This window comes from Nitrospirales bacterium (assembly GCA_031315865.1).
In the GTDB taxonomy this organism is placed as follows: Bacteria; Nitrospirota; Nitrospiria; order Nitrospirales; family UBA8639; genus JAGQKC01.
Window position 1 is genome coordinate 3,452,074 of sequence record JALDRJ010000002.1, and the last position, 22,503, is coordinate 3,474,576.

The 22,503-nt window shown below is 50.9% G+C and carries 21 protein-coding genes; 6 read left to right on the forward strand and 15 right to left on the reverse strand.

What is annotated here, in order from left to right:
* Window positions 1-12: 12 nt before the first annotated feature.
* A complete protein-coding gene (locus tag MRJ96_15660) occupies window positions 13-984 on the reverse strand; it encodes an aldo/keto reductase (GenBank protein ID MDR4502880.1) in 972 nt (323 codons plus the stop codon).
* Window positions 985-1,116: 132 nt separating this feature from the next.
* On the opposite strand from MRJ96_15660, the gene MRJ96_15665 reads away from it, so the two are divergent.
* Window positions 1,117-2,166, forward strand: coding sequence for an NAD(P)-dependent alcohol dehydrogenase (locus MRJ96_15665; GenBank protein ID MDR4502881.1), 1,050 nt, complete (start codon window positions 1,117-1,119; stop codon window positions 2,164-2,166).
* 42 nt (window positions 2,167-2,208) lie between these two features.
* Here the strand turns inward: MRJ96_15665 and MRJ96_15670 are convergent, their stop codons facing one another.
* Genes MRJ96_15670 through MRJ96_15685 form a run of 4 tightly spaced genes read right to left on the reverse strand, consistent with a single transcriptional unit; the run spans window position 2,209 to window position 4,155 of the window.
* The gene (locus MRJ96_15670) at window positions 2,209-2,526 is read right to left on the reverse strand and encodes a hypothetical protein (GenBank protein ID MDR4502882.1); all 318 of its coding nucleotides are present in this window, start codon (window positions 2,524-2,526) and stop codon (window positions 2,209-2,211) included.
* 21 nt (window positions 2,527-2,547) lie between these two features.
* Window positions 2,548-2,940, reverse strand: coding sequence for a hypothetical protein (locus MRJ96_15675; protein MDR4502883.1), 393 nt, complete (start codon window positions 2,938-2,940; stop codon window positions 2,548-2,550).
* A gap of 8 nt (window positions 2,941-2,948) precedes the next feature.
* Window positions 2,949-3,743: a carboxypeptidase-like regulatory domain-containing protein gene (locus MRJ96_15680; protein MDR4502884.1), complete on the reverse strand. Its 795-nt coding sequence runs from the start codon at window positions 3,741-3,743 to the stop codon at window positions 2,949-2,951.
* Between the two features lie 37 nt (window positions 3,744-3,780).
* Window positions 3,781-4,155 carry a DUF2784 domain-containing protein gene (locus MRJ96_15685; GenBank protein MDR4502885.1) on the reverse strand — a complete coding sequence of 125 codons (375 nt, stop codon included), beginning with the start codon at window positions 4,153-4,155 and terminating at the stop codon, window positions 3,781-3,783.
* Window positions 4,156-4,504: 349 nt separating this feature from the next.
* Between MRJ96_15685 and MRJ96_15690 the strand changes: the two genes are divergently transcribed.
* Window positions 4,505-5,086 carry a VanZ family protein gene (locus MRJ96_15690; GenBank protein MDR4502886.1) on the forward strand — a complete coding sequence of 194 codons (582 nt, stop codon included), beginning with the start codon at window positions 4,505-4,507 and terminating at the stop codon, window positions 5,084-5,086.
* Between the two features lie 45 nt (window positions 5,087-5,131).
* On the opposite strand, the gene MRJ96_15695 is transcribed toward MRJ96_15690, so the two are convergent.
* The 4 genes from MRJ96_15695 to MRJ96_15710 all read right to left on the reverse strand — a co-directional run bounded on the left by MRJ96_15695 (window position 5,132) and on the right by MRJ96_15710 (window position 7,611).
* Window positions 5,132-6,103, reverse strand: coding sequence for a glycerophosphodiester phosphodiesterase family protein (locus MRJ96_15695; protein MDR4502887.1), 972 nt, complete (start codon window positions 6,101-6,103; stop codon window positions 5,132-5,134).
* A 26-nt stretch (window positions 6,104-6,129) separates the two neighbouring features.
* On the reverse strand, window positions 6,130-6,762 hold the full coding sequence (locus MRJ96_15700) for a class I SAM-dependent methyltransferase (GenBank protein ID MDR4502888.1): 633 nt from the start codon (window positions 6,760-6,762) through the stop codon (window positions 6,130-6,132).
* Window positions 6,763-6,843: 81 nt separating this feature from the next.
* On the reverse strand, window positions 6,844-7,290 hold the full coding sequence (locus MRJ96_15705; GenBank protein ID MDR4502889.1) for a hypothetical protein: 447 nt from the start codon (window positions 7,288-7,290) through the stop codon (window positions 6,844-6,846).
* 33 nt (window positions 7,291-7,323) lie between these two features.
* Entirely contained in the window at window positions 7,324-7,611 is a 288-nt protein-coding gene (locus MRJ96_15710) for a hypothetical protein (GenBank protein ID MDR4502890.1), read from the reverse strand.
* A gap of 423 nt (window positions 7,612-8,034) precedes the next feature.
* On the opposite strand from MRJ96_15710, the gene MRJ96_15715 reads away from it, so the two are divergent.
* The 3 genes from MRJ96_15715 (at window position 8,035) to MRJ96_15725 (ending at window position 10,784) form a co-directional block, all read left to right on the forward strand.
* A complete protein-coding gene (locus MRJ96_15715) occupies window positions 8,035-9,072 on the forward strand; it encodes a leucine dehydrogenase (protein ID MDR4502891.1) in 1,038 nt (345 codons plus the stop codon).
* Between the two features lie 430 nt (window positions 9,073-9,502).
* On the forward strand, window positions 9,503-9,874 hold the full coding sequence (locus MRJ96_15720) for a hypothetical protein (protein MDR4502892.1): 372 nt from the start codon (window positions 9,503-9,505) through the stop codon (window positions 9,872-9,874).
* 37 nt (window positions 9,875-9,911) lie between these two features.
* Window positions 9,912-10,784, forward strand: coding sequence for a prohibitin family protein (locus MRJ96_15725; protein MDR4502893.1), 873 nt, complete (start codon window positions 9,912-9,914; stop codon window positions 10,782-10,784).
* A gap of 1,039 nt (window positions 10,785-11,823) precedes the next feature.
* Here the strand turns inward: MRJ96_15725 and MRJ96_15730 are convergent.
* The 5 genes from MRJ96_15730 to MRJ96_15750 form a co-directional block, all read right to left on the reverse strand.
* The gene (locus tag MRJ96_15730; protein ID MDR4502894.1) at window positions 11,824-13,584 is read right to left on the reverse strand and encodes a Tn3 family transposase; all 1,761 of its coding nucleotides are present in this window, start codon (window positions 13,582-13,584) and stop codon (window positions 11,824-11,826) included.
* On the reverse strand, window positions 13,472-14,902 hold the full coding sequence (locus tag MRJ96_15735) for a DUF4158 domain-containing protein (protein ID MDR4502895.1): 1,431 nt from the start codon (window positions 14,900-14,902) through the stop codon (window positions 13,472-13,474). Before MRJ96_15735 ends, MRJ96_15730 begins: the two co-directional genes overlap by 113 nt.
* 745 nt (window positions 14,903-15,647) lie before the next feature.
* Entirely contained in the window at window positions 15,648-16,766 is a 1,119-nt protein-coding gene (locus MRJ96_15740) for a hypothetical protein (protein ID MDR4502896.1), read from the reverse strand.
* A gap of 489 nt (window positions 16,767-17,255) precedes the next feature.
* Entirely contained in the window at window positions 17,256-17,591 is a 336-nt protein-coding gene (locus MRJ96_15745; GenBank protein ID MDR4502897.1) for a DDE-type integrase/transposase/recombinase, read from the reverse strand.
* 332 nt (window positions 17,592-17,923) lie between these two features.
* A complete protein-coding gene (locus MRJ96_15750; GenBank protein ID MDR4502898.1) occupies window positions 17,924-18,619 on the reverse strand; it encodes a hypothetical protein in 696 nt (231 codons plus the stop codon).
* A gap of 239 nt (window positions 18,620-18,858) precedes the next feature.
* On the opposite strand from MRJ96_15750, the gene MRJ96_15755 reads away from it, so the two are divergent.
* Window positions 18,859-20,268: a hypothetical protein gene (locus MRJ96_15755; protein MDR4502899.1), complete on the forward strand. Its 1,410-nt coding sequence runs from the start codon at window positions 18,859-18,861 to the stop codon at window positions 20,266-20,268.
* Window positions 20,269-20,445: 177 nt separating this feature from the next.
* Here the strand turns inward: MRJ96_15755 and ligA are convergent, their stop codons facing one another.
* Window positions 20,446-22,479: an NAD-dependent DNA ligase LigA gene (gene ligA / locus MRJ96_15760; GenBank protein MDR4502900.1), complete on the reverse strand. Its 2,034-nt coding sequence runs from the start codon at window positions 22,477-22,479 to the stop codon at window positions 20,446-20,448.
* Between the last annotated feature and the right edge of the window lie 24 nt (window positions 22,480-22,503).

The following is a 22,503-nucleotide window of genomic DNA, read 5'->3' on the forward strand; positions in this document are numbered from 1 at the left end:
GCTCTGTGCGGTTCACCAGGCATAGGCTTCCGGCGCAGGGCCGCCAGGACCAGGAAAAATTTCATCCAATCGCTCGAGAGTAGTATCTGAAAGTGAAATATTACACGCGCTTGTTATCCCGTTTAGCTGTTCGATAGTCCGAGGCCCAACGATGGGTGATGTCACGGCTTTCTGATAAAGCAGCCAGGCCAAAGCGACATTGGCTGGTTCTTCGCCTAACTCTCCACATAGATTTTCATAAGCCTCCAAGCGAGGACGGTATTTCTCAACATCTTTTTGTAAATCCTCATCCGCTCTGCGGCCGCTCTTGACATGGTTGAGTGATCCAGCCAGTAATCCGCGTGCCACGGGGCTCCAGGGGATGAGGCCAATGCCATACGCTTCACAGGCAGGGATGACTTCAAGCTCAATCATACGATCGTTGAGATTGTACAAACTCTGCTCTGACACCAGGCCAAGAAAATGCCGGCTCTTGGCCATTTCCTGCGCCTGCGCAAGGTGCCATCCGGCGAAGTTACTGCTCCCAACATACAAGATCTTCCCTTCGCGGCATAATTGCTCCATGGCCTGCCAGATTTCCTCCCAAGGTGATTCACGATCCACATGGTGCATTTGATACAGATCAATGTAGTCAGTCTGTAAGCGTCGTAAGCTCCCTTCACAGGCTTGCTTGATGTGACGGGCCGAAAGCCGTGATTGATTCGGCCATTCCCCCATTCGACCAAATACCTTCGTGGCTAACACGATCTTGTCTCGACGGCCCTGTCCTTGCGCCAACCATCGCCCGACGATCTGTTCGGTAATCCCCTCCCCCGTTTTCCACCCGTAGACATTGGCGGTATCAAAAAAATTGATACCCAACTCCAGCGCACGATCCATGATGGCAAAGCTATCTGGTTCCGTCGTATGGGGGCCAAAATTCATCGTCCCCAAACACATGCGGCTGACTTTTAATCCCGATCGACCAAGATGCACATAACGCATAACGTTCCCCCTCTTAGGCGTGAGTTTCTTATTGAACTCGACGATTCATCAGCCAGTATGTCATGATGAAGGCTCGTTCTCATCAATTCAACACGTGCTTCACACATTCCATTCTCCAACTAGGAGCCTCCAATGTCTTCGACAAATGGTTACGCAGCATTAGAAGCCGGAAAAGCCCTTGAACCCTTTCGTTTTGAACGGAGAGCCATTGGACCAAATGATGTCCACATTACGATCAGCCATTGTGGTATCTGTCACTCTGATATTCATCAGGCACGAGACGAATGGGGTGGATCGATCTTTCCGATGGTCCCTGGCCACGAGATCGTAGGGACAGTGCTCGCCATTGGGACCGATGTCAAAAGCTTCCATCCGGGGGAAACGGTTGGCGTTGGCTGTCTAGTCGATAGCTGTCAAACCTGTCATTCGTGTCAACGGGGACTCGAGCAATATTGCCAGGATGGGCTCGTCTTTACCTATAACAGCCGAGATAAAGCGGGAGAGCCGACATACGGAGGGTATTCGACTCACATTGTCGTCGATCAACGGTTCGTTTTCCATATTCCGACTTCTCTGACTGCAGCTGGGGCAGCGCCCCTCTTATGTGCCGGCATTACGACCTATTCGCCTCTGAAGCATTGGAACGTGGGACACGGCCATAAACTTGGCGTGCTCGGACTCGGGGGTCTCGGACACATGGCCGTGCAACTCGGAAATGCCCTAGGCGCTGAAGTCACCGTCCTGAGCCGTTCGAGCTCCAAACAACCAGATGCCGCACGGTTAGGAGCCAAAGACTTTGCCCTGGTGAATGGACAAGCGTCGAACGCATCGTTGGCCGGTCGTTTTGACTTTATTATCGATACGGTCTCTGCTCCTCATGACTATACCAGCTGCCTGGAAATGCTCAAAACTGATGGGACATTGATCCTGGTTGGAGCACCTGAACAACCTACACCCCTTGGCGCTTTTCCACTCGTCATGAGAAGGCGTCGCATGGTGGGCTCACTCATTGGCGGAATACCGGAAACGCAAGAAATGCTCGACTTCTGCGCTGAGAATCGCATCGAATCAGAGGTGGAAATCATCCCGATTCAAGGAGTGAACGAAGCCTATGAACGGATCATGCGCGGCGATGTTCGCTTTCGATTCGTGATTGATATGTCGTCACTGGGTCGCGAATAAAGAGGCGATTTACACGATGAGCCATGAGTTGGGGAAAGGTTCTTATTCCGTCGGTGGGACGATCGGGCCAGCCCATGTCCCTTTTATCCGTTGCACATCCACAAGGTGGTGAGGTGGACCCAAGTCCGCCATCAGTTTCGTATCGATACGGCCATGACTGACGAGCAGTAATTTCGGATCGCTCACGCCTGGAGCCTTGTACCAATACCAACCGGGACAATCGGGGATGTTCTCACTCCAATGAGGGACGATATGTCGCAGTCCACGTTCAAGCTTCGCTTGCACCAGCTCTGAGTCATGGGTCCCGAGTAAGGCACGCAGGCCTTCGTAGATCGCTTCTACATGAATCCGTAAACTCATGATCTCCCTAAAAAGGCTCAGCTAGGGCTTCCTTTCGAATTCTTCACCGGACACCGGCAAAGAGTCAAACGTCCCCTCCCCTCCGCGATGGAGTATAAAGGTAATGATTGAGAACTTTCCATCCGTTTTCGCCACCGTAAATCTCGCGCTCTTGGTGTAGGTATATTCTTTGGCACTATCTCCGTACCGTACAAGAATGTGGTACTCGCCGAATTTCACCCGGACCGTACGGGTTTCATCACGCTGCATTTTAGCAACGGTTTTGGTCGGACCGATGATTCTGACGACGGCATTTCGACCCGATTGATTATCGAACTTGATAATATTGGGAGCTGAATCTGAGGCCAAACAATCGCCTGTGAGCATCAGCACGATGCCAATAACGTTCACTAATAATTTTGTCTTCGTCTTCATGATCAATCCTATTGAACCTGATTCTTTTCAGGATGTGTCGTGTGAAATTGAAATGTCAGCGATTGCTGTTCATTGGCCCCGACGGTTAAGGGCTGCTCGAGATATCCGAGGGAAGGGTGCCAAACACTCACTGTATAGGTACCGGGTGGAATGTCGTCAATCTGAAACTGACCGTCCTCATCGGTTTTGGAAAAATATGGATTGATCGGAACAAGAATCCACGCTTGCATGAATCGATGTTGATCACATTCAACCTTCACCATTCCGCTGCGTCGAGTCGTGAGTTTGGCGGATTGTTCTTCCCCCGTTTCCATGGTAGGAAAATGAAACAAGGGAATTCGTCCCTCATTCAGCATTTCCCATCCCCGTAACGGATGCAGGACCGTGTCATTCATCACCAGGGACAATGCCGTTCCATCCATTCCAGCTAACACCAATTGATCAAACTGGCAACGATTGACCGTCAGCTTTGGCCCTTCTTTGCCTTGTGGCTTTCCACGCTCCAGTCCCTGAATGAAGACGACAGCATCTTGAACATTCTGGTCTTTTGATACCCTGGCACGAGGCAACAAGACATTTCCATCCGTATCCGCAAGAGGCCGGCAATGTTCCGGATACGCGCCCATCGTCAGTCTGAAACGAAGAGGCGATGGCACCGGCCCGGATAACTTCACAGTCCCTTTCACCGACGCTCCATTGTTCACAGGAATTTCTTCATACGCGCGAACGCCCCCAACTGCGAACTGCGAAATCAAGAAAAACACGAGCATGGATCGATACAGTTGCTCCTTCAACCTATTCACAGCGCAACTCCTTGTAAATAAAGACAGTATATCAAATCTAACCAGAATTTTTCCGCTTACGAAACTTCGCTTGTCTTATGAAATTTTCGTTTTTTGAATACACGACAGCGTATATTCCAAGATTCATCAGTAGAACAACACAACCCAGAACCCATTGAACGGTATCAGTCAGTCCCTTGGGATAGATGATGGGCGTTATATAATGCTCAATGAAGCCTCCCGCGTACCCAGCCTCACCACTGGCCTGCCTGAGCCAATTCTCCAGAGGGGTCAGTGGACAGATCCACCCCCCGAATTCCAGTGCGACGGCCCAGAGTACCGCAGGAAGGTGAATCCAGGGAATCCACCACCAGCGCAAGGCAAACAGTCCTCCTAACAACACGAAGACGATGAATGCAAGATGAACAAACAAAACCAGATCTGCCAGCATTCGGAAAGAGGAACCGTGCGTTCTCCCTGAGGTTCACGACGCGTTATTCAAGAACATCCTCGACAGCCTTCTGAAGAGCGTTTTGACACAACCGTCTGCCATGCCGGCACGCATCATGCTTTATCTTCCGCATCTGCAGACAGAATCCAGCACCCGACACCAAAGATATTGGCCGAGATCATGAATTGGCCTCATTTTTCCGAAAAAACCGTAGAGACTATTTTCTATTGTCCATCATATCTCATCATACATTCCTGTTGCTGTCATATTGATGAACTCGTATGGTACAAACAAGCGGTTGCAAACCGCTGGTAAACATGGAGAGTAAATAGTGGACGGATCATCAAAAAAGCCCGTTAAAAGAAACAGCTATGACATCGCGGAGAACGCGGAAAATCTCCCGCCTCCCAACGGTCACATGCAAGAAAATGATATCGTCCGCCTCATCGGCTATTGGCTTCCGCTCTTACTCTATGCTGGGACAATTACCCTATTCTCATCGCTCTCGACTCCCAAAATCCACTTGGAAAATTTCAGTCACGCCTTTTTTTCCGTTCCAATTGGAGTGTTCACGAGAATCAACGACAAACTCTATCATCTTGCCGAATATACGATACTCGGATTACTCATGTACCGCGCGATCCGTGCTACATGGGGTCCTCAGCTTGGAACCGCTGCTGCGTTCACCACGGTTTGTGCGGTCACCATCTTTGGACTCGCCGATGAATTTCATCAAATGTTCACTCCCCTTCGGCAATTGGAAGCCCTGGATCTGATGGCCGATACGTTTGGAGGATTTTTAGGGGTGATGCTCTGGGAATGGGCCCTCTCATTCTCGACTATCCGGCAACTCGAAGAACAGATTTCTATGAAGCTGCAAGCACTCAGAACGCTGACCATCACAAAGTTTTAACACAAGATTGTGATTCGGCGTGAACTCTCCGCTTGAATTAGCGAATTAGTAGTGAGCTGGTACGCAAGTTGTCGGTGCAGGGCAGGAAAAAGGCGGAACACCCCTCCAACGGGGTTCAACGGGGGAGATGCCTAGTGAGTGGGCGGCCTGCATCGCGACATCAGGGTGATCGACCAGGACAAAATTGACTCGGCGCTCAAAGAGGTCACCTAATTCATCTCGCAATGACGATTCGTTATCCTCGCGAAGCCAGGAATAATTGACGAAAACCCCTGCCTGCTTCAAACGGTTGACAGTATCCTCACATGGCTTGCCGCGGAACAAAAGAGGAAGATTGACGAGCTGAATAAATTCATCGCATGAAGCAATCGTGGTATCGACGTACTGGCGACGGAACAGCCTGCGACTCATGTTTGAAATCCAAACAGGCTTGCCTGTTTTTTCCTCGAATTGACGAATGGCTGGAGCCGCCTTGTCACGCACACTAAAGATAACTTGTGGTAACCGATTGGCGTGAGACACCACTTCGACCGCCAGGCGACCGGCCTCAGGGTGATTTTCCTTCACATCAAGATTGACCCAAATATTCAGCGGCATCATGGCAAGGACTTCCTCGAGCGTCGGAATATGCTGATCGCACATTGCCCCATCCGTGCACGCCCCAAGGTTTAACCGTCGAACCTCCCATAGAGTGGATTGAGAGATACGCAGGACATTTCCATCCACATCTGCCATCACATCATCATGGGCTATGACCAGCACACGGTCCTTGGTCATCCGCGCATCTAACTCTATCTGATGCACGCCAAGACAAATGGCCCGCTGAAATGCCCCAAGCGTATTGCTTGGACATCCCATACGGCCTCCACGATGCGCGGCAATCCCGCGCGTGGGAAGATCATCAATGTGTGGAGTAGAAGTATGACAGGAAACCGTTACGGGCTGCGCCGCACATCCAATCCAAAGCGTTGTGCCGAGAAAGGCCACGAGCCAGAAACGAGCCCGACTCAATACCATAGATTCTCGATAGAGCGTGCACACCATCAGTGTGAGGCTGACTTTGCGGAGGTGAGATATATATCAAATCGGTGTTTTCTGGTTTTGACCGACGTGTGAGGTTTGATATGTCCGAGAAACTCCGCATATGCCGGTCGCTTGATGACGACGCGGTTAGTCGCAATTTTTCTTGCCAAGAGAAGTAATTCAGCAGCATCATGATCTGGCCCGACGATCTGCTGCAAGAGTCGTATGTCCTTTTTCACGAGTGCTGATTTTTGTTTGGGAGGGTACATTGGATCCAGATAAATCACCTCGGGGTTAAAGGGAACGAGCCACATGGCTTTTCGACTATCCCCATACGTCAGTGATAACTTTTCCTGAATGAGCGAGCCAATCGTTTCATCCTTCGCGGCTCGACTTAACGCCCCGTCAAGGAGACGAGCGATAACGGCTGAGCGCTCAATCATATGTACGCAACAACCCATCGTCGCCAGAACAAACGCATCGCGCCCTAATCCAGCCGTCGCATCAATAACATTGGGCCGATAGCCACGCTTGATCCCGACCGCCCGACCAATTGCTTCTCCCCCTGCATGACCGTATTTTCGACGGTACGTCCTCTCACCGGAGAGAAAATCAATGACAGGATATGGGATAGAAGGTATCGTGTGGGCCATGGCACGAATTCTGAGAAGCAGCGATCGTTACGACCTACGTAGCCTCACAAAGCATGAAGTCCATTCATAACTCTTCATCAACTAATAGCCTCGCCCACTCCGGCCACCGGTCCCCATTCGATCGAAGGGAAGAGCCTCATAGCGTTTCTTCAAGTCCGGATGCTGACTCAGAAAATCTTGCACCGTCGCGTTATCGGCAAAGATGCCGGAGCTTTCCCGGGTATACTCCTCTAACGTCAACCCATGTTTGCCTAACAACTGGCGTAATTTCGCATTGATATCCTCTCGCATATCACGCATCTGATCAGGCGATGGACGTCCGCCTCCATACCCCCGTCCTCCCGAAAAATAATCCGTCATCATTTCGCCTATCTCAATCCGGGCCTTGACGAATTGCTCTACCTTCTCCGGCTCTGCACTCAATCCGGTTCCCCCGAGGAAAAAGAGATTAAACGCAAAACCAAGCAAGATGATTGGAGTTAAGATGAGCAGCATCACATCCCCTTCACATAAAATGGCTGGCCCCACGTCCCCAACGCGGCATCGTTGAGACGAAAAGCATCAGTCATGCCCAAGTGGCTTGGTCGTAAATAGATATTCTTTTAATTCCTTATGAAAGGTCGCATCTTGCCGACAGATCCATTCTAGAACCATAGCAGCATGCTCCTTTTCTTCATCACGGTTATGTTCTAAAATCGCACGCAACTCGGCATCCTTACAGACATGCACGCGTTGGTTATACCAATCCACGGCTTCCAACTCTTCCATAAGGGAAGTGATAGCCCGATGCATATCTCGTGTCTCATCGTTCAACTCGGAAACTGGTTCGTGGTACCCTTCATTTGCCATAAACAATTCCCCTTTGTTGCTGACCCGAATGAATAAACAACCCCAGTGACGGCATTGCCAGTTTTTGAGAAATTATAGGGGCATGCATCTTTGACCACAGCTTTTGTTAGCACCATAGCCTACAACCATGTTCCTTCGAAAAAAGTAGACAGAGACGAACGGACTCAAGTGCCGAAGAGTATGCCATATCGGTGAAGCTCAAGGATAGAGAACAGCGATGACATGAGACCTTGGAGGTCAAGACATCCACACGGCAATTGCACGTATCGTTGTCGCTACCCAGACTGGGCATACGTTTGGCTTTTGATTTCCGGTTATCCTAGCAAGGCTGACTCCCTCAGTGTCTCTACATTTTCTTCATTGAGATCCTTTGTCATAGGATACAATCCCGCGTAAGATGACAGAAAAGCTTGCCTCACGATCATGATCAACATTCAACGCCTAAAGATCAAAGGGTTTGAAACCGTCGTAGCGGGGAAAGATCCGTCCAGCAATTTACATGCGATTATTGCCGTCCATTCCACCCGGCGCGGTCCCTCATTAGGAGGAATTCGCATGTGGCCCTACAACTCTGAAAGAGAAGCCCTCCACGATGTCCTTCGCCTGGCAGAAGCCATGAGTAAAAAAGCTGCAATCTCAGGGTTAGAAATTGGCGGCGGGAAGGCAGTGATTATTGGCAATCCCGAAACTGACAAAACGCGTCCCTTGCTGCTCTCGATGGGCAAATTCATTGATTCACTCGATGGAAAATACATCGCGGCGAAGGATTCCGGGATTCTCCCTGAAGATTTAAATGTGGTGTCGGAACAGACCCGCCATGTCACGGGAACGACAGGAAAGCATGGCGGCAGCGGAGACCCGTCCCTCTCAACAGCTAAAGGCGTGTTGGCGGGTATGCAGGCCGCCAGTCAGCTCGTCTACGGCACTCAAGATCTGCGCGAAAAAACCGTGGCGATTCAGGGAATCGGTCATGTGGGATGGCATTTGGGAAGCCTTTTGTCTAAACAAGGCGCCAGGCTGATCGTCGCCGACTTACATCCGAAACGTACCATGCGGGCACAGAAAGCTTGGAATGCCTCCATTGTTCCAATAGAAAAAATTCATCGCGTTTCCACAGATTTTTTTGCGCCGTGCGCTCTCGGAGGAGTCTTGAATGCCAAGACCATTCCGTCACTCAAAGCCAAAATCATCGCCGGAGGAGCGAACAATCAATTTTCCGATGAAGAACATGACCCACATCGTGTCATGAAACGCGACATCCTTCATGTGCCGGATTACGTCCTGAATGCCGGGGGGCTCATCCAGCTCGTGGTGCGCGAAATTTTGCACCAACGACGAGTGGCTCCTTGGATTGCCAAAATCCACCATACCGTTCATCAGATCTTAACGACGTCACTACGCGATCACCTACCTCCCTTGACTGTCGCTAACCGCATGGCTCTGGAACGCATCAAGGCGTAGACCATGCTCTCCACTTGACGGTCCAGCCATACCCTCTGGCCTTGGCCAGTTTGCACGTCATAAGAAGAAACCTGCCCTTCAACTCGTGATAGGCCTCGCTATAGCCGTTTGAAATAACTTCCGTACGGTTCAACATCTACCGCGCGGGTCTTGTCGTATTTGCCGATTAGAGCTTGAGTGGAGCGAATGCGAACACCGAGAACGTGGGAAATCGCACGGCTTGACGAGTTCAAGGCCATATCGCACATGTAGCACTTCCCTAAATTTTCTCTGAATTTATACGATTTTCGTGAAAAATCTCATCCTGAAACATCTGGTATAGAATTTGATATTCAAGAACATTAAGAAACAATGGTTAAACGTCTTAGTCGTTGCGAGAAAGACGTAATAGAGGAAATTTTATTCCCATTATCTCAAAGGGGGTCGGCCGATGAATACGTATCGATTTTCTCAATCGTGTATGACAGGCGTGTTATTCATCTTGATCGCGATCAGCGTAGGATGTCATGGACCAAGCAAACCTCCCATCTCACTAAACAATTTAGACCCGTCCCAGGATCAACAGTTCATCGTGAAACAGTATTTGCAACAGGCAGTTCGCTTGGTGCAGAGGGCACATGATTTTAATGCAAAGGCCGAACGCTATGCACAACTCTTCGGCCCGGACTCGGAATGGACTACCAGTGCAAGGATGCTTGAAAACTACTACATGAAAGCGGCCTACGAACGAGAACACATGGCCGTTGGACATGTGGGATTGCTCCCGCTCAAGACTAGCAAGGTCAGTTTGAAAACCCGCTAGGGATAAATATACGGACCGGATAGAGATGGAGAAAACAATGAAATCGCTTTCATGGATTTTATACAGTGGGCTTATTATCGGTATTCTGTCCTCTGTGGGCTGTGGAGTGTCAGTGAAACCGGGCGAACGGGGACTGCGATGGCACCCTCTATCTGAAGGCCTCATGAAAGAACCGCTCAAGGATGGGTTTTATTGGCGAGCCCCCTGGAATGACATCTATGTGTATCCGGTTCAGTGGGGAAGTTATAATGAAAAGGTTGATGCGCTAAGCTCGGATGACCTTCAGGTAAATTTAAAAAGCGCCATTATCATCAGGCCAATCCCGGAAGAAATTTACTTCCTCGTTCAGGAAGTCGGCTCGAATTGGTACACCAAGGTCGTACAACCAGAGTTTCTTTCTGCGGTGCGGAGTGTAATTTCAGGGTATCCCATGGTCAGCATACCCGAAAGGAGCACAGAAATTGCCCATAAAATTCAGGCAGTCTTGGATGAAAAGTTAACAGATCGGCATCTTGAAATTCGGAGTGTCGCTCTGTCAGACATCGAGTGGCCTCAAATGGTGCTCAAATCCATTGAACTGAAGCAGGCCAAAGAACAGGAAAATGAGCAAAAAGACTTTGAACTGATCATTGCGAACAAAGATGCAGAAATTGCCAGAAGGCGGGCAAAGGGGGAAGGCGACTCGTTAAAAATCCGCGCAGAAGGGGAAGCCGCCAGTCTGCGTATTCGAGCAGAGGGACAAGCCAAAGCCCAAGAAACTATCGCAAAAACATTGACCGATGGGTATTTGCGTTTCAAACTCTATGATTCGAGTAATTCCAAATTCGTCCTTTTGCCCAACAATCTTCAAGTTCCTCTTGTATTGAATCCAAGCATGGCATCAGCTCGTCAGGAAGAAATGGCGCCATGACCCGTATTGCGATGCTGACGAGTAATGATCGCCAACGCTAAACGTATTTTTTGTGCGCAATGCTCTTGGCTTGCCTCCTCCAGAGAACGGTGATGAGTTCATGTCACATGGACAGGCTTTGGCAAAACCCAATTTTGCTAAAGCCTGCCAAAACCTGTTTGACCAGTTTGAATAGTTCGAGTTGACTGATAGCCTTTTTGTACTTCTTAACTTGCCTTCGCCCGTCTTACTGCTTCCATAGATCGCTAACGACCCCGTGATCTCGACCTCGAATACCTACATGATGCAATTCCATACGCAGCACCTCCGCCAGAGGCAAATCTAACTTATAACTCTCTTGGCAAGAGATACTCCCTTCTTGTCTACCCCCTGTCTCATTAGCTGAAAATAATGTGCCATCGCACACACAACTTAAAGTTAAAGCTACTTTAACTTTAAGTTATAAGTAATTGAATTTACATTAAAATAATCGAACGCCAAGAATCGCAATGCCAATGAGCGAGCAAAATATTCAAGCTTAAAGACGCGTGTAGCCGCCACACGAAGGATGGGAAAAGCACTGCCCAGGATCTGCTGGGGAACCACTGCTTCCCTCAGAGAGAATTTGCCTTGAGTCTATGATAGAGAAAAGTACAGACCTGGATACGGATCGATCGGTAGTCTAGCACTGCCAACTCATAAACCCTGAAGAGATAGCGAAGAAGTATGAGCGGTTTACTTGCCTGCCCGACGATATTGCTGCAATTCTCAAATTGGCAGCCGCTCAACTCGACGACATGGCCTCACAGACAGTTAAGGTTGGAAGCAAGACAGCTGGAGTCGTGGTTGCCGGTACAGCCGTCACCCCCAATATACAACTGGACATCCAGCGGCCCGTGAAATTCCAATTACTGCAAAGATCGCCAGCAGGTCTCTCTTCAATAAGCTCGTCATCCTTTTGCCAGCCCTACTGATGTTACATGTATTGGCACCATGGGTCTGTTCACGAAAACGGAGAATAATTCCCGGAAACTCAGAAAAGCCTTGAGGTTTCGCGGAGTTACCCAACCAGTTCTGCCAGCTTCGAGGCTTTGGCGTGGAGCCATGTGGCCGGTAAGATACCCACAGAATCTTCGAGGCGTTTATCGGAGAAGTCATACTCCCCGAGCAGGTTAATATGTTGCCACGAGATGGGCGACCCGTGTCGGATGGCTTGCACTAACAGGTGTTGATGAGTTGGGTCAGCGGTCCCGAGCAAGCGTTTGGCTAAGTAGACATAATTCCAACAGGTCACCGCGTTTTTGATCAAACGGCGACAGCCTTCCTCGATTTCTTGTCCCTCTTTATCCACGCTCAAAAGCTCGCGTGGATGCCCCACAGATAGTGCCCGCGCAAAGCGATGCGATTGTTCGACTTTGTTGAGTTGCTGGGTAATGCGTTGTCGCAATTCGACGTCATCAAGATACCGGAGTAAAAAGAGCGATTTCAGAATTTGGCCAAAGGCTTTCAAGGCGCGATAGAGCCCATATTGCGAGGAGTAGGAATTGAGCCGACGAAACAGGGCGGAGGGCGTGGTGACTTTCAACTTCAAGGAGACAAGCAACCGCAAGATAGCATCCCATTGTGCGAGAATCAGGGGAACATTAATAGTGCCCGACGGCTTCACCAGGAACGAGGGATACGCGTCATGACGGCGAAGGCCTTTAAAGGCATACAGCCGCTGGCGTTGAAAATGTTTGATCCGGGGTGCGTAGGTGAACCCGAGGAGGTGCATCACTCCAAAGACGAGTTCACTATACCCATGGGTATCCGTGGAGTGAACCTCGCTGTGCACCACGTTGTTGTGGAGGAGGCCCTCTAAGACATAGGCACTTTCGCGTTCGGCGGCACGAATCACCGTGGAATAGAAGAGCAGATGACGTTCGTCCATAAAACTGTAGACACTGACGCCTTGGCCTTTGCCAAAGTATTTAGAGGAGTAATTCGCGTTGAGCGATTCAGCGGGGATTTCAAACTTTTGCCCATCACTGGACGTCTGAAGGGAGTCGACCGATCGGCGATAGATCGTGGGTAACGGTAAGCGATCAATCATCTGGGGAATGCGATCATTCGCAGCTTGCAGATTGGTAGGGGTAAAGTACCAATTGACCGCATGTTCGACCTGGGTTTCTTGAACATGGCGGAATATGCGGGCCAGTTTCCGTATGCCGATTCCGCACCCTACCCCCAACAAACCGGCTAAAAATGTTTGTACGGGTGGGCGGGCCACGGTCGGATGGTGTTGCCCATGGGTAAATTCAGCGAGGAAGTGGGTGAGCTGATTCACGGTTGCAAGGATTTCTGTTAACGCAATGTACTGGCGACCTGGGAAGAACGTGGCCAACGTCTCGGTGTGGTCCCGCCGTTGCGGTGGCGTCCGAACGAGTAACGTCTCATCCGATTTGGATTGAACAAAGGGATTGCTGCGCGCCTCCAGCCGGGCATTGGTTGTAACGTATTGCTGGTGAAGGTCGACTTCTAACTGCTGTAACATGTTGTGAGGATCAGCCAGGCGCTCAAGATCAGCGAGATGAACGTAATGTGTCCGACGAGTCTGCCATTGTTCGCGCTCAAGCAGATACCCTTCCAGTGCCCGATACTTATAGGATTGTTCGAGATACACAGTGCCGGCTTTGAGTCCCTGGGCCACGTGCCCAAAGAGTAAGGCCTTATACAACGACACCCGAAAAGGTTGGGTCGCGGAACTCACCGCTTTGCGTTCGGCGGCCGTGAGAAAGTGTTGTGGCGCATCTGAGCCCACCGTGCCTTGGTGGTCTTGCACGTACCGTATCGCGGTCCAAGGCGTGATCCGTCCCTGCCCACGCCAGGCTTTTGAGAATCGGCATTAACCGAAATTGGAGGCGAAGGGATCGTCGTTCAAGTGTCTGATCATACGTGGCGTGTTTCTGGGTGTCTTCCACGCTGCTCTTCAACGGCGTCATGGCCTGGGTGAGTTCCTGCTGGGAGGTCTGCTGTGTCACAAACAGTTGTTGAATCTGTTGCACCTTTTCATCGCTGGTGAGCGTGGAGGACTCCACAATACGTTGGATGGCCTTAAAGGCCGTGAGGACATTCGTCTCCAGGAGCGTGAGGAGAGCTGTTAGGCTCATCGCGTGGGTGTCTCGTGTGGCATAGTATTGGGCCATATGCTCACGGCGGACACTATTCATCATGGACGAGAAGACCTGTAAAAAGACATCGGCCAGATTGTCTTGTAAGCGAGCGTAGTGATGTACCACAAACGCGAGGAGATGAAGCACCCGATCGTGTTCGGGACGGCGGATCAGATCGAAGGGGGCGAGGTTAAGCGTCAGTTGGGCGTAAGAGACGATACCGGCTTGAGGAATCTGCAGTTGGTGGAGCAGAGGTTTCGTCTGTTCATAGATCATTCGAACGAAGGTCAGGTCCTCAAGGCGGGCACGCACTTTAGCGAGCTTGGTTGATTGCGAGAGTCGTTTGAGTTGCGTCAGGCGATACTGGATCCCTCGTTGAGGCTGAGGTGGGGCCACGATCAGGGTGAGTAAGCTTTCCCGAAGCAATGGACTGATATGCTCTCCAACTTGACGGGCAAGTGTTTGACGATGTCGAGTGAGGGCGGTGGCGACAATCGGGCTGAGTACAGCAGAACGGGGGACGGCAATCCGTGCCGTGACTAACCATTCGACCAAGCGAAAAAAGATCTGTCGAGGCTCCCAATAGAGTTGAGCCAGGGTTTGGGCCTCGGGTTGGAGGAGCCGGAGAATCGCTCGATTCCATGCACGAAACTGACAAAGTCGGAGGATGCGCTGGCGATGTCGTGCTTGTGTTTCGTGTGCGTACGTGTGTGGGTGGATGAGTTTCAGGGAAACGCCTAACTCTTGGGAGACATAGCGAATGTCAGTCGGACGAAACTGGGAAGCGGTGAAAAACCGAGAGGTGGCGAGAAAATAGCCATAGGCCAACAGAAAATAGACTTGATTGGTTGGCGTTTTGAGGCGCTTCAATGCGCGAATAACTGGTAAGGATGGCTCAAAATACTGCTGCTGTTGAGCCAAGGTAAAAAGCGGTGGGCTATCAAACTCCTCGCATTCAACTGCACTCAGAATATCCATTCTTGGCATCAGAACCTCCTTTGGAAAAAAGAAGGTATTCTGATGCCCTCACAGAAAAATTTCGAGTGGAGAGGGAACACAACTGCGCTGGCAAGTTATCCACAGTGAGGCGGGAATTATTCTCCGTTTTCGTGAACAGACCCCACCATGCATGATCGCACCGCGTCTCATGTTGAGTGGGGCATGCTTGGCTTTGAAGGTGCCGAGAAAACCTGGCACGCCCTCACACATCATCACGAAAAAGGCCTGTAACAAATGACAACCTTCAAGGCTGCACCTGTTGAAGAGCAGCGCGTGAAAGGGGCGATTAAGACCAACTTCATTCTGTCTCTGAAATTATGACCATTGCGTTGACGTCTATCAGCAATGGCAGCATTCGGGAAATGGCAGGTTTGCTTGCGGTTGTCGGCATCTTGATGACGGTCTGGTCTATGGCGTGCCGCATTACTCGTCAACATTATCGAGCCAGATACTTGTCAGTATCTGGCTAGAGGGTATACTCCCCATTTCGAAGCCGCGTAACCATCAAATCGAGCAAACGGATTGTCTAGAAGTTTGCCATGCACAAAAACGGCATCTCGGACGTGGCCCGGCATCCCGGAAAGGCCTCTGCACATCGGGGAAAATGCCGGCCCTTATGCCCACACAAGCTAATGACATTTCCTGCTTTCAGTTCGTTCAAGTCAGAAAGCTGACCTCATTGACCTTTCGACGAACGCGAACTCCCTGGAGTCGGTGACACGCTGAATGAGGGCTAGCCAGCTTTACGACCGGAAGTCGCGCGTGCCTTTGGACGTCCGTCGCATTCAACCGAAGGATCGTCTTGGACTGCAGTCCCGGCCTTGACCACTCCACCAAAATCCGCACCGACACCAAATCCGGGAGTGATCGTGAACCCTTGAAAGACATTATCATAATTGAACCAAAGGCCAATCCCGAGCGAAGGGCCTTTCTTAAGAGAAGCTGCTCCAACATAGGCTAAAGCGAGATCATCCACTCCAAACTCAACCCCCCAAGAGTCCCCACCAATTTTATTGTTCTGACAAACCCAGAACCCCACATCAATTGCCCCTCCCGCAGCAAGGCCAGGGCCAACGCCATAGTCGCCGGTCGCATAGGCATAAGCGGGCCGCTCCCCTTTGAGATCGATCGCTGCTCCAGCGCCGCCTGAGGTACCGACAAATAGAAACTTGCCACCCACCGACGCTCCTACGGTGAGCGTCCGTAACAAATAACCATCCGGCATTTGCGTCTTCCCGACTTCCGACGCGTTCACGACTTTTGCCACAGAAGTCTTGTCTTCAGCATTCAACCTATTCCGGACTTTTTGGTTATTCGCTACCCGAGTTGCAAACGCAACTTTTGAGGCGACAAACCCACCTATTTTCTTCAGTTTTTGCGCTGCAATCAGATGACGCTTAGCATCTGCATTCGGGACACATTTTCCTTTGAGGAAATCTTCGACCAAGCCCTTATCGCAGGATGGGATTCGTTCTGACAGTTTGCAGGGTTTTTGGTAACGCTTGCCACATTTGAACTTGTTGCCTAGATCGGCTTGAGTTGTGCACCGATTGGACGGGAAGTGCTCCACCAGCCCCTTATCGCACGACGGGATGCGTTCCCAAATTTTGCACGGCTTTTGGTTACGCTTGCCACATTTGAATTTTTGGCCAGGAGCAACTTTGGCGACACACCGATTGATCTTAAAATTCTCTACCAATCCCTTGTTACAAGACGGTATCCGTTCCCAAATTTTGCAAGGCCGTTGATTTGTCCCACCGCAATTTCCCGCATGGGCTGAAGGAGAAGACACGATTCCCATACCAAGAAAGACTGCTGTGAAAAGTAAAATTTTAGAAAGACAAATTTTCATTACTGATACTCCTTCTGCCGTAGAACATTATACCTATGAAAACGAGTGTTATTGGGCTAGGAAAATCCAGTTTAGAGACATTGACCTCGAACCACAACCAAAATAGAAAGGAATGGCATCGAGTGATTATTGAGTTGAGTCGGGTTCACTTTCCTGAGGGTTCAAACGCATTGAAAAAATCAGGAGCAATAGACAAGACAAGAAAACCTAACACCGGGAAGGGTCGGGGTTGATTGAAGGGCGCATCAATTTAATCTTGATGACTAGGACAATACTGATCTTCTCCCACAGGATCGGATAGGAAGTTAAGCTACCCGCTCAAAGATCATCGGAATTTCATCGCCAATTGCCGAATGCCTTTTCTGTCGATTGTTACAGGGTTCAATGTATTCAACGATATTGACTTGAGCTTAACGCCGCGTGCCATACCGCTCTCGGTGAATCAGTTTGTCTTTCAGTGTGTACAAGAAGCGCTCCGTCACCGCGTTATCATAACAGGTGGCTTTGCGCCCCATGCTGCAGTAAAGCGGCATTGCTTCTGCATAATTGTTGATAGCCCGTTGAACAATACTGGCTCCCCTGACCAGAGTGGACGATGTTGTTCTTCGGGAACTGACGATGCAACACGGTTATGGTCAGAGCCCCACTCACCAGGTGCTGTGTCATGCGACAGTTTATGGCCCAGCCCACAATGGCGCGCGCGTACCGGTCCAACACCACGGCCAGATACAACCATCCTTCAGCGGTCCACACGTAGGTGATATCCGTGGTCAATTTCTTGGGAGTGCCGGCGTGAAAGTCCTGCTTGAGCAGATCGGAGGCCACCGGCTTCGAGTGCTGCGAATCCGTCGTAATTATAGAGTACCACGCCCTTACGGACGTGGTACTCTCAAAATTCAAGCTGCGCTTGTCCGGTGCCCTGCTTGCCTTGATCATGAATATACCGCTGGATGATGGCCTCATTAATGCCTACCGTTGACACGAAAAATCCTTAGCTCCAGACCACCCCCATCCCAATAGACTTCCTGCAACCTCATCTGAAGATAAACTGCCACGCCCTTCCCCAGGATTTTTCGTCGATACCGCATCACCCAGACAATATGATATGGGGTCTTGTAGACCCTGTGGGCAGCCTTCTGAAGTTTCATCACCGCCCACTATACCGCAGGACACCGGATCTGGCTCTTCTCCCCGCCCTTCCGGACGGGGAGTTTTCGCTGAATTAATGCCCCATAGTACTTCGCTAACACCTGCGCGATATGCGACCCGACATTTCGAATTCCCAATCCATAAATAAACCGAGCCAACGGGGCTTGCTTGCTCTGTTCAATCTCTTCCAACAACTGTGTAGCCGATTTATCCGCGAATCCTTCGAGATCCAACAGCTGCGCTTTCGTTAATGTATAAAAATCCGCCAGGTCCTTCACGAGCCCTCGATCCACGAATTGCGCAATAGTCTTTCTGCCAAGACCCTCGATATTCAACGCCCCCTTTGAAGCATAAAGCTCAAGTGCGCCTTTAAGTTGCGCAAGACAAACCGTGTGTCCTGTGCAGTAGAGCACCGGCCCCTCCTGCATGGTTCGTGAATGACAGACCGGGCATTCAGTGGGCGGTGTAAACGGTTGTGAACGGACTTCCCCAGGCACTTCGATGCGTTCTACGACATCGGGAATTACATCCCCTGCCCGTTCAACTTTGACTGTATCGCCGGGACGAACATCCTTCCTGGCCACTTCGTCTACATTATGCAATGAAGCACGGCTGACCGTGACGCCACCAATCTCTACAGGATTGAGCAGGGCGATGGGAGTCAGCGCTCCGGTTCGCCCGACCGACACCATAATATGGTGCACTTTCGTGATTTCTTTGCGAGGAGGTTGGGATTGTACTGTTTATACACGATGTGGGAGGATGAGGTCATTTTTTTCAACACAGTTTGCCCCACCAGGGAGGGTTATGGAAGGCGTGCTGTATTCATTTCTTTATTCATATTCTAAGGAGCTACAAGCAAATGGTTCGTTCACTAACACTATCCCGCACATCCCTTTGCATCCCTGCGTTACTGGGGTTAACCACTTTGCCATTGAGCGCAATGGCTGCGGCTCCCAAAGAGTGCCCACCCGGACTCGAAGCAGATGCACCAATCATCGCTCAGTCCATTGAACAGGCCGACATTAACAGCGGCGTGTTCAGCTTCAAAGAGGTCAACGAACACGGTAAGGCGCTATTCATTGCCAGGTTCAATCGCTGCGACGGGTCAGGTCGTCCAGAGACCACCGGCGGCGGCGACAAGCGGAACATACCGATCTTCTCAGAAGATGGCGAGACGATTTCTGAGGGACAAGTCAAGAAGTTGCGCACCTCGGCCCCGGATTCTGATGCCTGCGCTGGCTGCCATAATCAACCGGAAATCGGTGGTGCGGGTGACTTTGTCGCCAACGTGCTTGTGCTAGCACAGACACTGGATCCGGTCACGCTGTCGGTAAGCCCCTCCAAGAGCAACAGCCGCAACACACTGGGCATGCACGGTTCAGGTGGCATTGAAATGCTAGCTCGCGAAATGACTACGGACCTGCAAGCCCATGCCGCCGGTCTTCCTGATGGCACACACACGATCAGTTCCAAAGGTGTCAACTTCCAAATCAAGGTAAACGGCGGCGCTGTAGTAGCCACCGACGGTGGCGTCGATACGGACTTGATCATCAAGCCGTTCCACCAGGTGGGTAAAGTGACTTCATTGCGTGAATTCTCCATTAACGCTATGAACCATCACCACGGTATGCAGGCAGAAGAACGTTTCGACCTGAATCCAGACAAGAACTATAATCCCGACTATGACGCCGACGGCACGGAGCGCGAGCTAACCCTCGGTGACCTCACAACGATCTCCATCTGGCAGGCCCAGCTGGATGCGCCGCAGCAAGTTATGCCTAAGAAAAATACTGATCGCAACCTGGCCGAACAAGGGGAAAAGGTGTTCGATGACATCGGTTGTAACTCCTGCCACAAACCGAAAATGGTGCTACACACCCGCACCTTTGTCGAGCCCAACCCGTTTAACCCACCAGGCACCTGCAACAATCAAGCACCTAACTTCAAGGACGCGTGTCCTCCGATTTCTTTCGACCTCACGAAAAAGGCTGGGTTTAAAGAAGACGCCAAAGGCACCATCATCGTGCGCGCCTACACCGACCTGAAGCGCCACAACCTGTGTGACGCGGACATCAATTTCTTCTGCAACGAACTGCTGGCACAGGGGCGTGAAGATGCCATCGATGGCACTCCTGGCACATATTTTTTCCTTACCCGTAAGCTGTGGGACGTTGGAAACACTGCGCCTTACGGTCACCGCGGTGACGTCAGCACTATCACCGAAGCCATTCTGTTCCATGGCGGGGAAGGACGAGCCTCTCGTGACGCCTTCATAGCAAGGTCTATTGAGGATCAGAAGTCCTTGGTAATGTTCCTGAAAACTCTTCAGGTTGTACCGGATGCAATGTGAAAACGATCGGGATTCCCCTCCCTGCATCGCCTCGCCTTCAGAACGAGCCCGTGGCCATCGTGTCATGGGCTCGTTTTTTGCCTGGTGATTTCTCTAAAAATGGATCAATCAAGCAGAGTGTGACAGCAATGCAACTCGATGCGAATTCCGAAAGGGGCTTCTTACCCATCTTCGGACTTAGCTGTTGTCAAGGAACTTCACGAATCCTGCTTCATTCAAGACCGTCACCCCCAGTTTCTGAGCTTTCTCCAGCTTGGAGCCTGGCTCGGCTCCGGCAACGACATAGTCAGTTTGCTTACTGACGCTTGAGGTGACGCGGCCACCCAGCGATTCAAGCTTTTGCTTGGCTTCCTGGCGAGTGAAGCCTTGCAGCGTTCCCGTCAGGACAAAGATTTTTCCTGAAAGCGGCTGACTGCCAGAAGGCTTCGTGACATTGAGCCCTTCTACCTTCACTCCTAATTCTTCCATGCGTTGCAAGACAGAGAGGTTACGAGGCTCCCGAAAAAAGCTCTCCACGCTAGAGGCAATCTCTGGGCCTATCTCATGTATCACCTGAAGTTCTTCTTTGGTGGCCTTACGAAGCCTACCTAATGCCCCATAGTACTTCGCTAACACCTGCGCGATATGCGACCCGACATTTCGAATTCCCAATCCATAAATAAACCGAGCCAACGGGGCTTGCTTGCTCTGTTCAATCTCTTCCAACAACTGTGTAGCCGATTTATCCGCGAATCCTTCGAGATCCAACAGCTGCGCTTTCGTTAATGTATAAAAATCCGCCAGGTCCTTCACGAGCCCTCGATCCACGAATTGCGCAATAGTCTTTCTGCCAAGACCCTCGATATTCAACGCCCCCTTTGAAGCATAAAGCTCAAGTGCGCCTTTAAGTTGCGCAAGACAAACCGTGTGTCCTGTGCAGTAGAGCACCGGCCCCTCCTGCATGGTTCGTGAATGACAGACCGGGCATTCAGTGGGCGGTGTAAACGGTTGTGAACGGACTTCCCCAGGCACTTCGATGCGTTCTACGACATCGGGAATTACATCCCCTGCCCGTTCAACTTTGACTGTATCGCCGGGACGAACATCCTTCCTGGCCACTTCGTCTACATTATGCAATGAAGCACGGCTGACCGTGACGCCACCAATCTCTACAGGATTGAGCAGGGCGATGGGAGTCAGCGCTCCGGTTCGCCCGACCGACACCATAATATGGTGCACTTTCGTGATTTCCTTGCGGGGAGGAAATTTAAAGGCTATAGCCCAGCGTGGGCTTCGAGACTTTTCACCGAGTGCCTGCTGCCAGTCATACCGATCGACCTTGACGACGATGCCGTCGATTTCAAACGGCAGTCGATCCCGCCGGGACTCGATATCCGTGTGAAACGCCAAAACCTCTTCGATTGACCGACAACGCTGGCGATGTTGCGGAACAGGCAGCCCCCATCCTCCGGCTTGCGATACAGCATCCCAATGCGTGGACGCAATATTGCCTTGTTGTGTTTTCACGTCATAACACGTAATGGTCAGTGGCCGGCTGGCCGTGAGCCGGGAATCAAGCTGCCTCAGAGACCCCGCCGCCGCATTCCGTGGGTTGGCGAACGGCTCTTCACCTTTTTCTGTGAGCCGTTGATTGAGAAGATGAAACGCATCCAGGGGAATATAGACTTCGCCACGCACGATCAATCGCTCGGGGATTACAGAAGAAGCAGAAAGCTGCAGAGGCAGCGTTCGGACAGTGCGAAGATTGACCGTGATGTCTTCTCCCACCAGCCCATCGCCGCGCGTCGAGCCACGCACAAAGCATCCGTCTTCGTAGATGAGCTCAACTGAGAGTCCATCGTACTTGGGCTCGACTGTGTAGTCGACTTGCGCCTTCTCGAGTTCACGCCGAACGCGCTGATCGAAAGCCTGGACGTCTTCCACCTTGACGTGAGAGTCCAGACTCAACAAGGGAAAATCATGCTGAACTTTTTGGAATTGATCCAGCGGCGCCCCTCCGATGCGCTGCGTTGGTGAATCCGGCGTAACGAGATCAGGATACCGGGCTTCTAGATCTTGAAGTTGTTTGAAAAGCTGATCATAGGCGGCATCCGAAATCTCGGGCTGGTCGTTCTGATAATACAACCGGTCATGATGACGGATTTGCTCGCAGAGTTCTTGTAGCCGAGTGGGAATGGATTCGGGGGGATGATCTGAGCTTTTGGAAGACATTGTTTTGTTGGCTACTAATACAAC

What these genes read in the sequence shown, in the direction of transcription:
- MRJ96_15665 (MDR4502881.1), top strand. Translation starts at nt 1,117, where the DNA reads ATGTCTTCGACAAATGGTTACGCAGCATTAGAAGCCGGAAAAGCCCTT.
- MRJ96_15740 (MDR4502896.1), bottom strand. Translation starts at nt 16,766, where the DNA reads ATGAAAATTTGTCTTTCTAAAATTTTACTTTTCACAGCAGTCTTTCTT.
- MRJ96_15720 (MDR4502892.1), top strand. Translation starts at nt 9,503, where the DNA reads ATGAATACGTATCGATTTTCTCAATCGTGTATGACAGGCGTGTTATTC.
- MRJ96_15695 (MDR4502887.1), bottom strand. Translation starts at nt 6,103, where the DNA reads ATGGTATTGAGTCGGGCTCGTTTCTGGCTCGTGGCCTTTCTCGGCACA.
- MRJ96_15675 (MDR4502883.1), bottom strand. Translation starts at nt 2,940, where the DNA reads ATGAAGACGAAGACAAAATTATTAGTGAACGTTATTGGCATCGTGCTG.
- MRJ96_15660 (MDR4502880.1), bottom strand. Translation starts at nt 984, where the DNA reads ATGCGTTATGTGCATCTTGGTCGATCGGGATTAAAAGTCAGCCGCATG.
- MRJ96_15755 (MDR4502899.1), top strand. Translation starts at nt 18,859, where the DNA reads ATGGCTGCGGCTCCCAAAGAGTGCCCACCCGGACTCGAAGCAGATGCA.
- MRJ96_15700 (MDR4502888.1), bottom strand. Translation starts at nt 6,762, where the DNA reads ATGGCCCACACGATACCTTCTATCCCATATCCTGTCATTGATTTTCTC.
- MRJ96_15735 (MDR4502895.1), bottom strand. Translation starts at nt 14,902, where the DNA reads ATGCCAAGAATGGATATTCTGAGTGCAGTTGAATGCGAGGAGTTTGAT.
- MRJ96_15670 (MDR4502882.1), bottom strand. Translation starts at nt 2,526, where the DNA reads ATGAGTTTACGGATTCATGTAGAAGCGATCTACGAAGGCCTGCGTGCC.
- MRJ96_15710 (MDR4502890.1), bottom strand. Translation starts at nt 7,611, where the DNA reads ATGGCAAATGAAGGGTACCACGAACCAGTTTCCGAGTTGAACGATGAG.
- MRJ96_15715 (MDR4502891.1), top strand. Translation starts at nt 8,035, where the DNA reads ATGATCAACATTCAACGCCTAAAGATCAAAGGGTTTGAAACCGTCGTA.
- MRJ96_15725 (MDR4502893.1), top strand. Translation starts at nt 9,912, where the DNA reads ATGAAATCGCTTTCATGGATTTTATACAGTGGGCTTATTATCGGTATT.
- ligA (MDR4502900.1), bottom strand. Translation starts at nt 22,479, where the DNA reads ATGTCTTCCAAAAGCTCAGATCATCCCCCCGAATCCATTCCCACTCGG.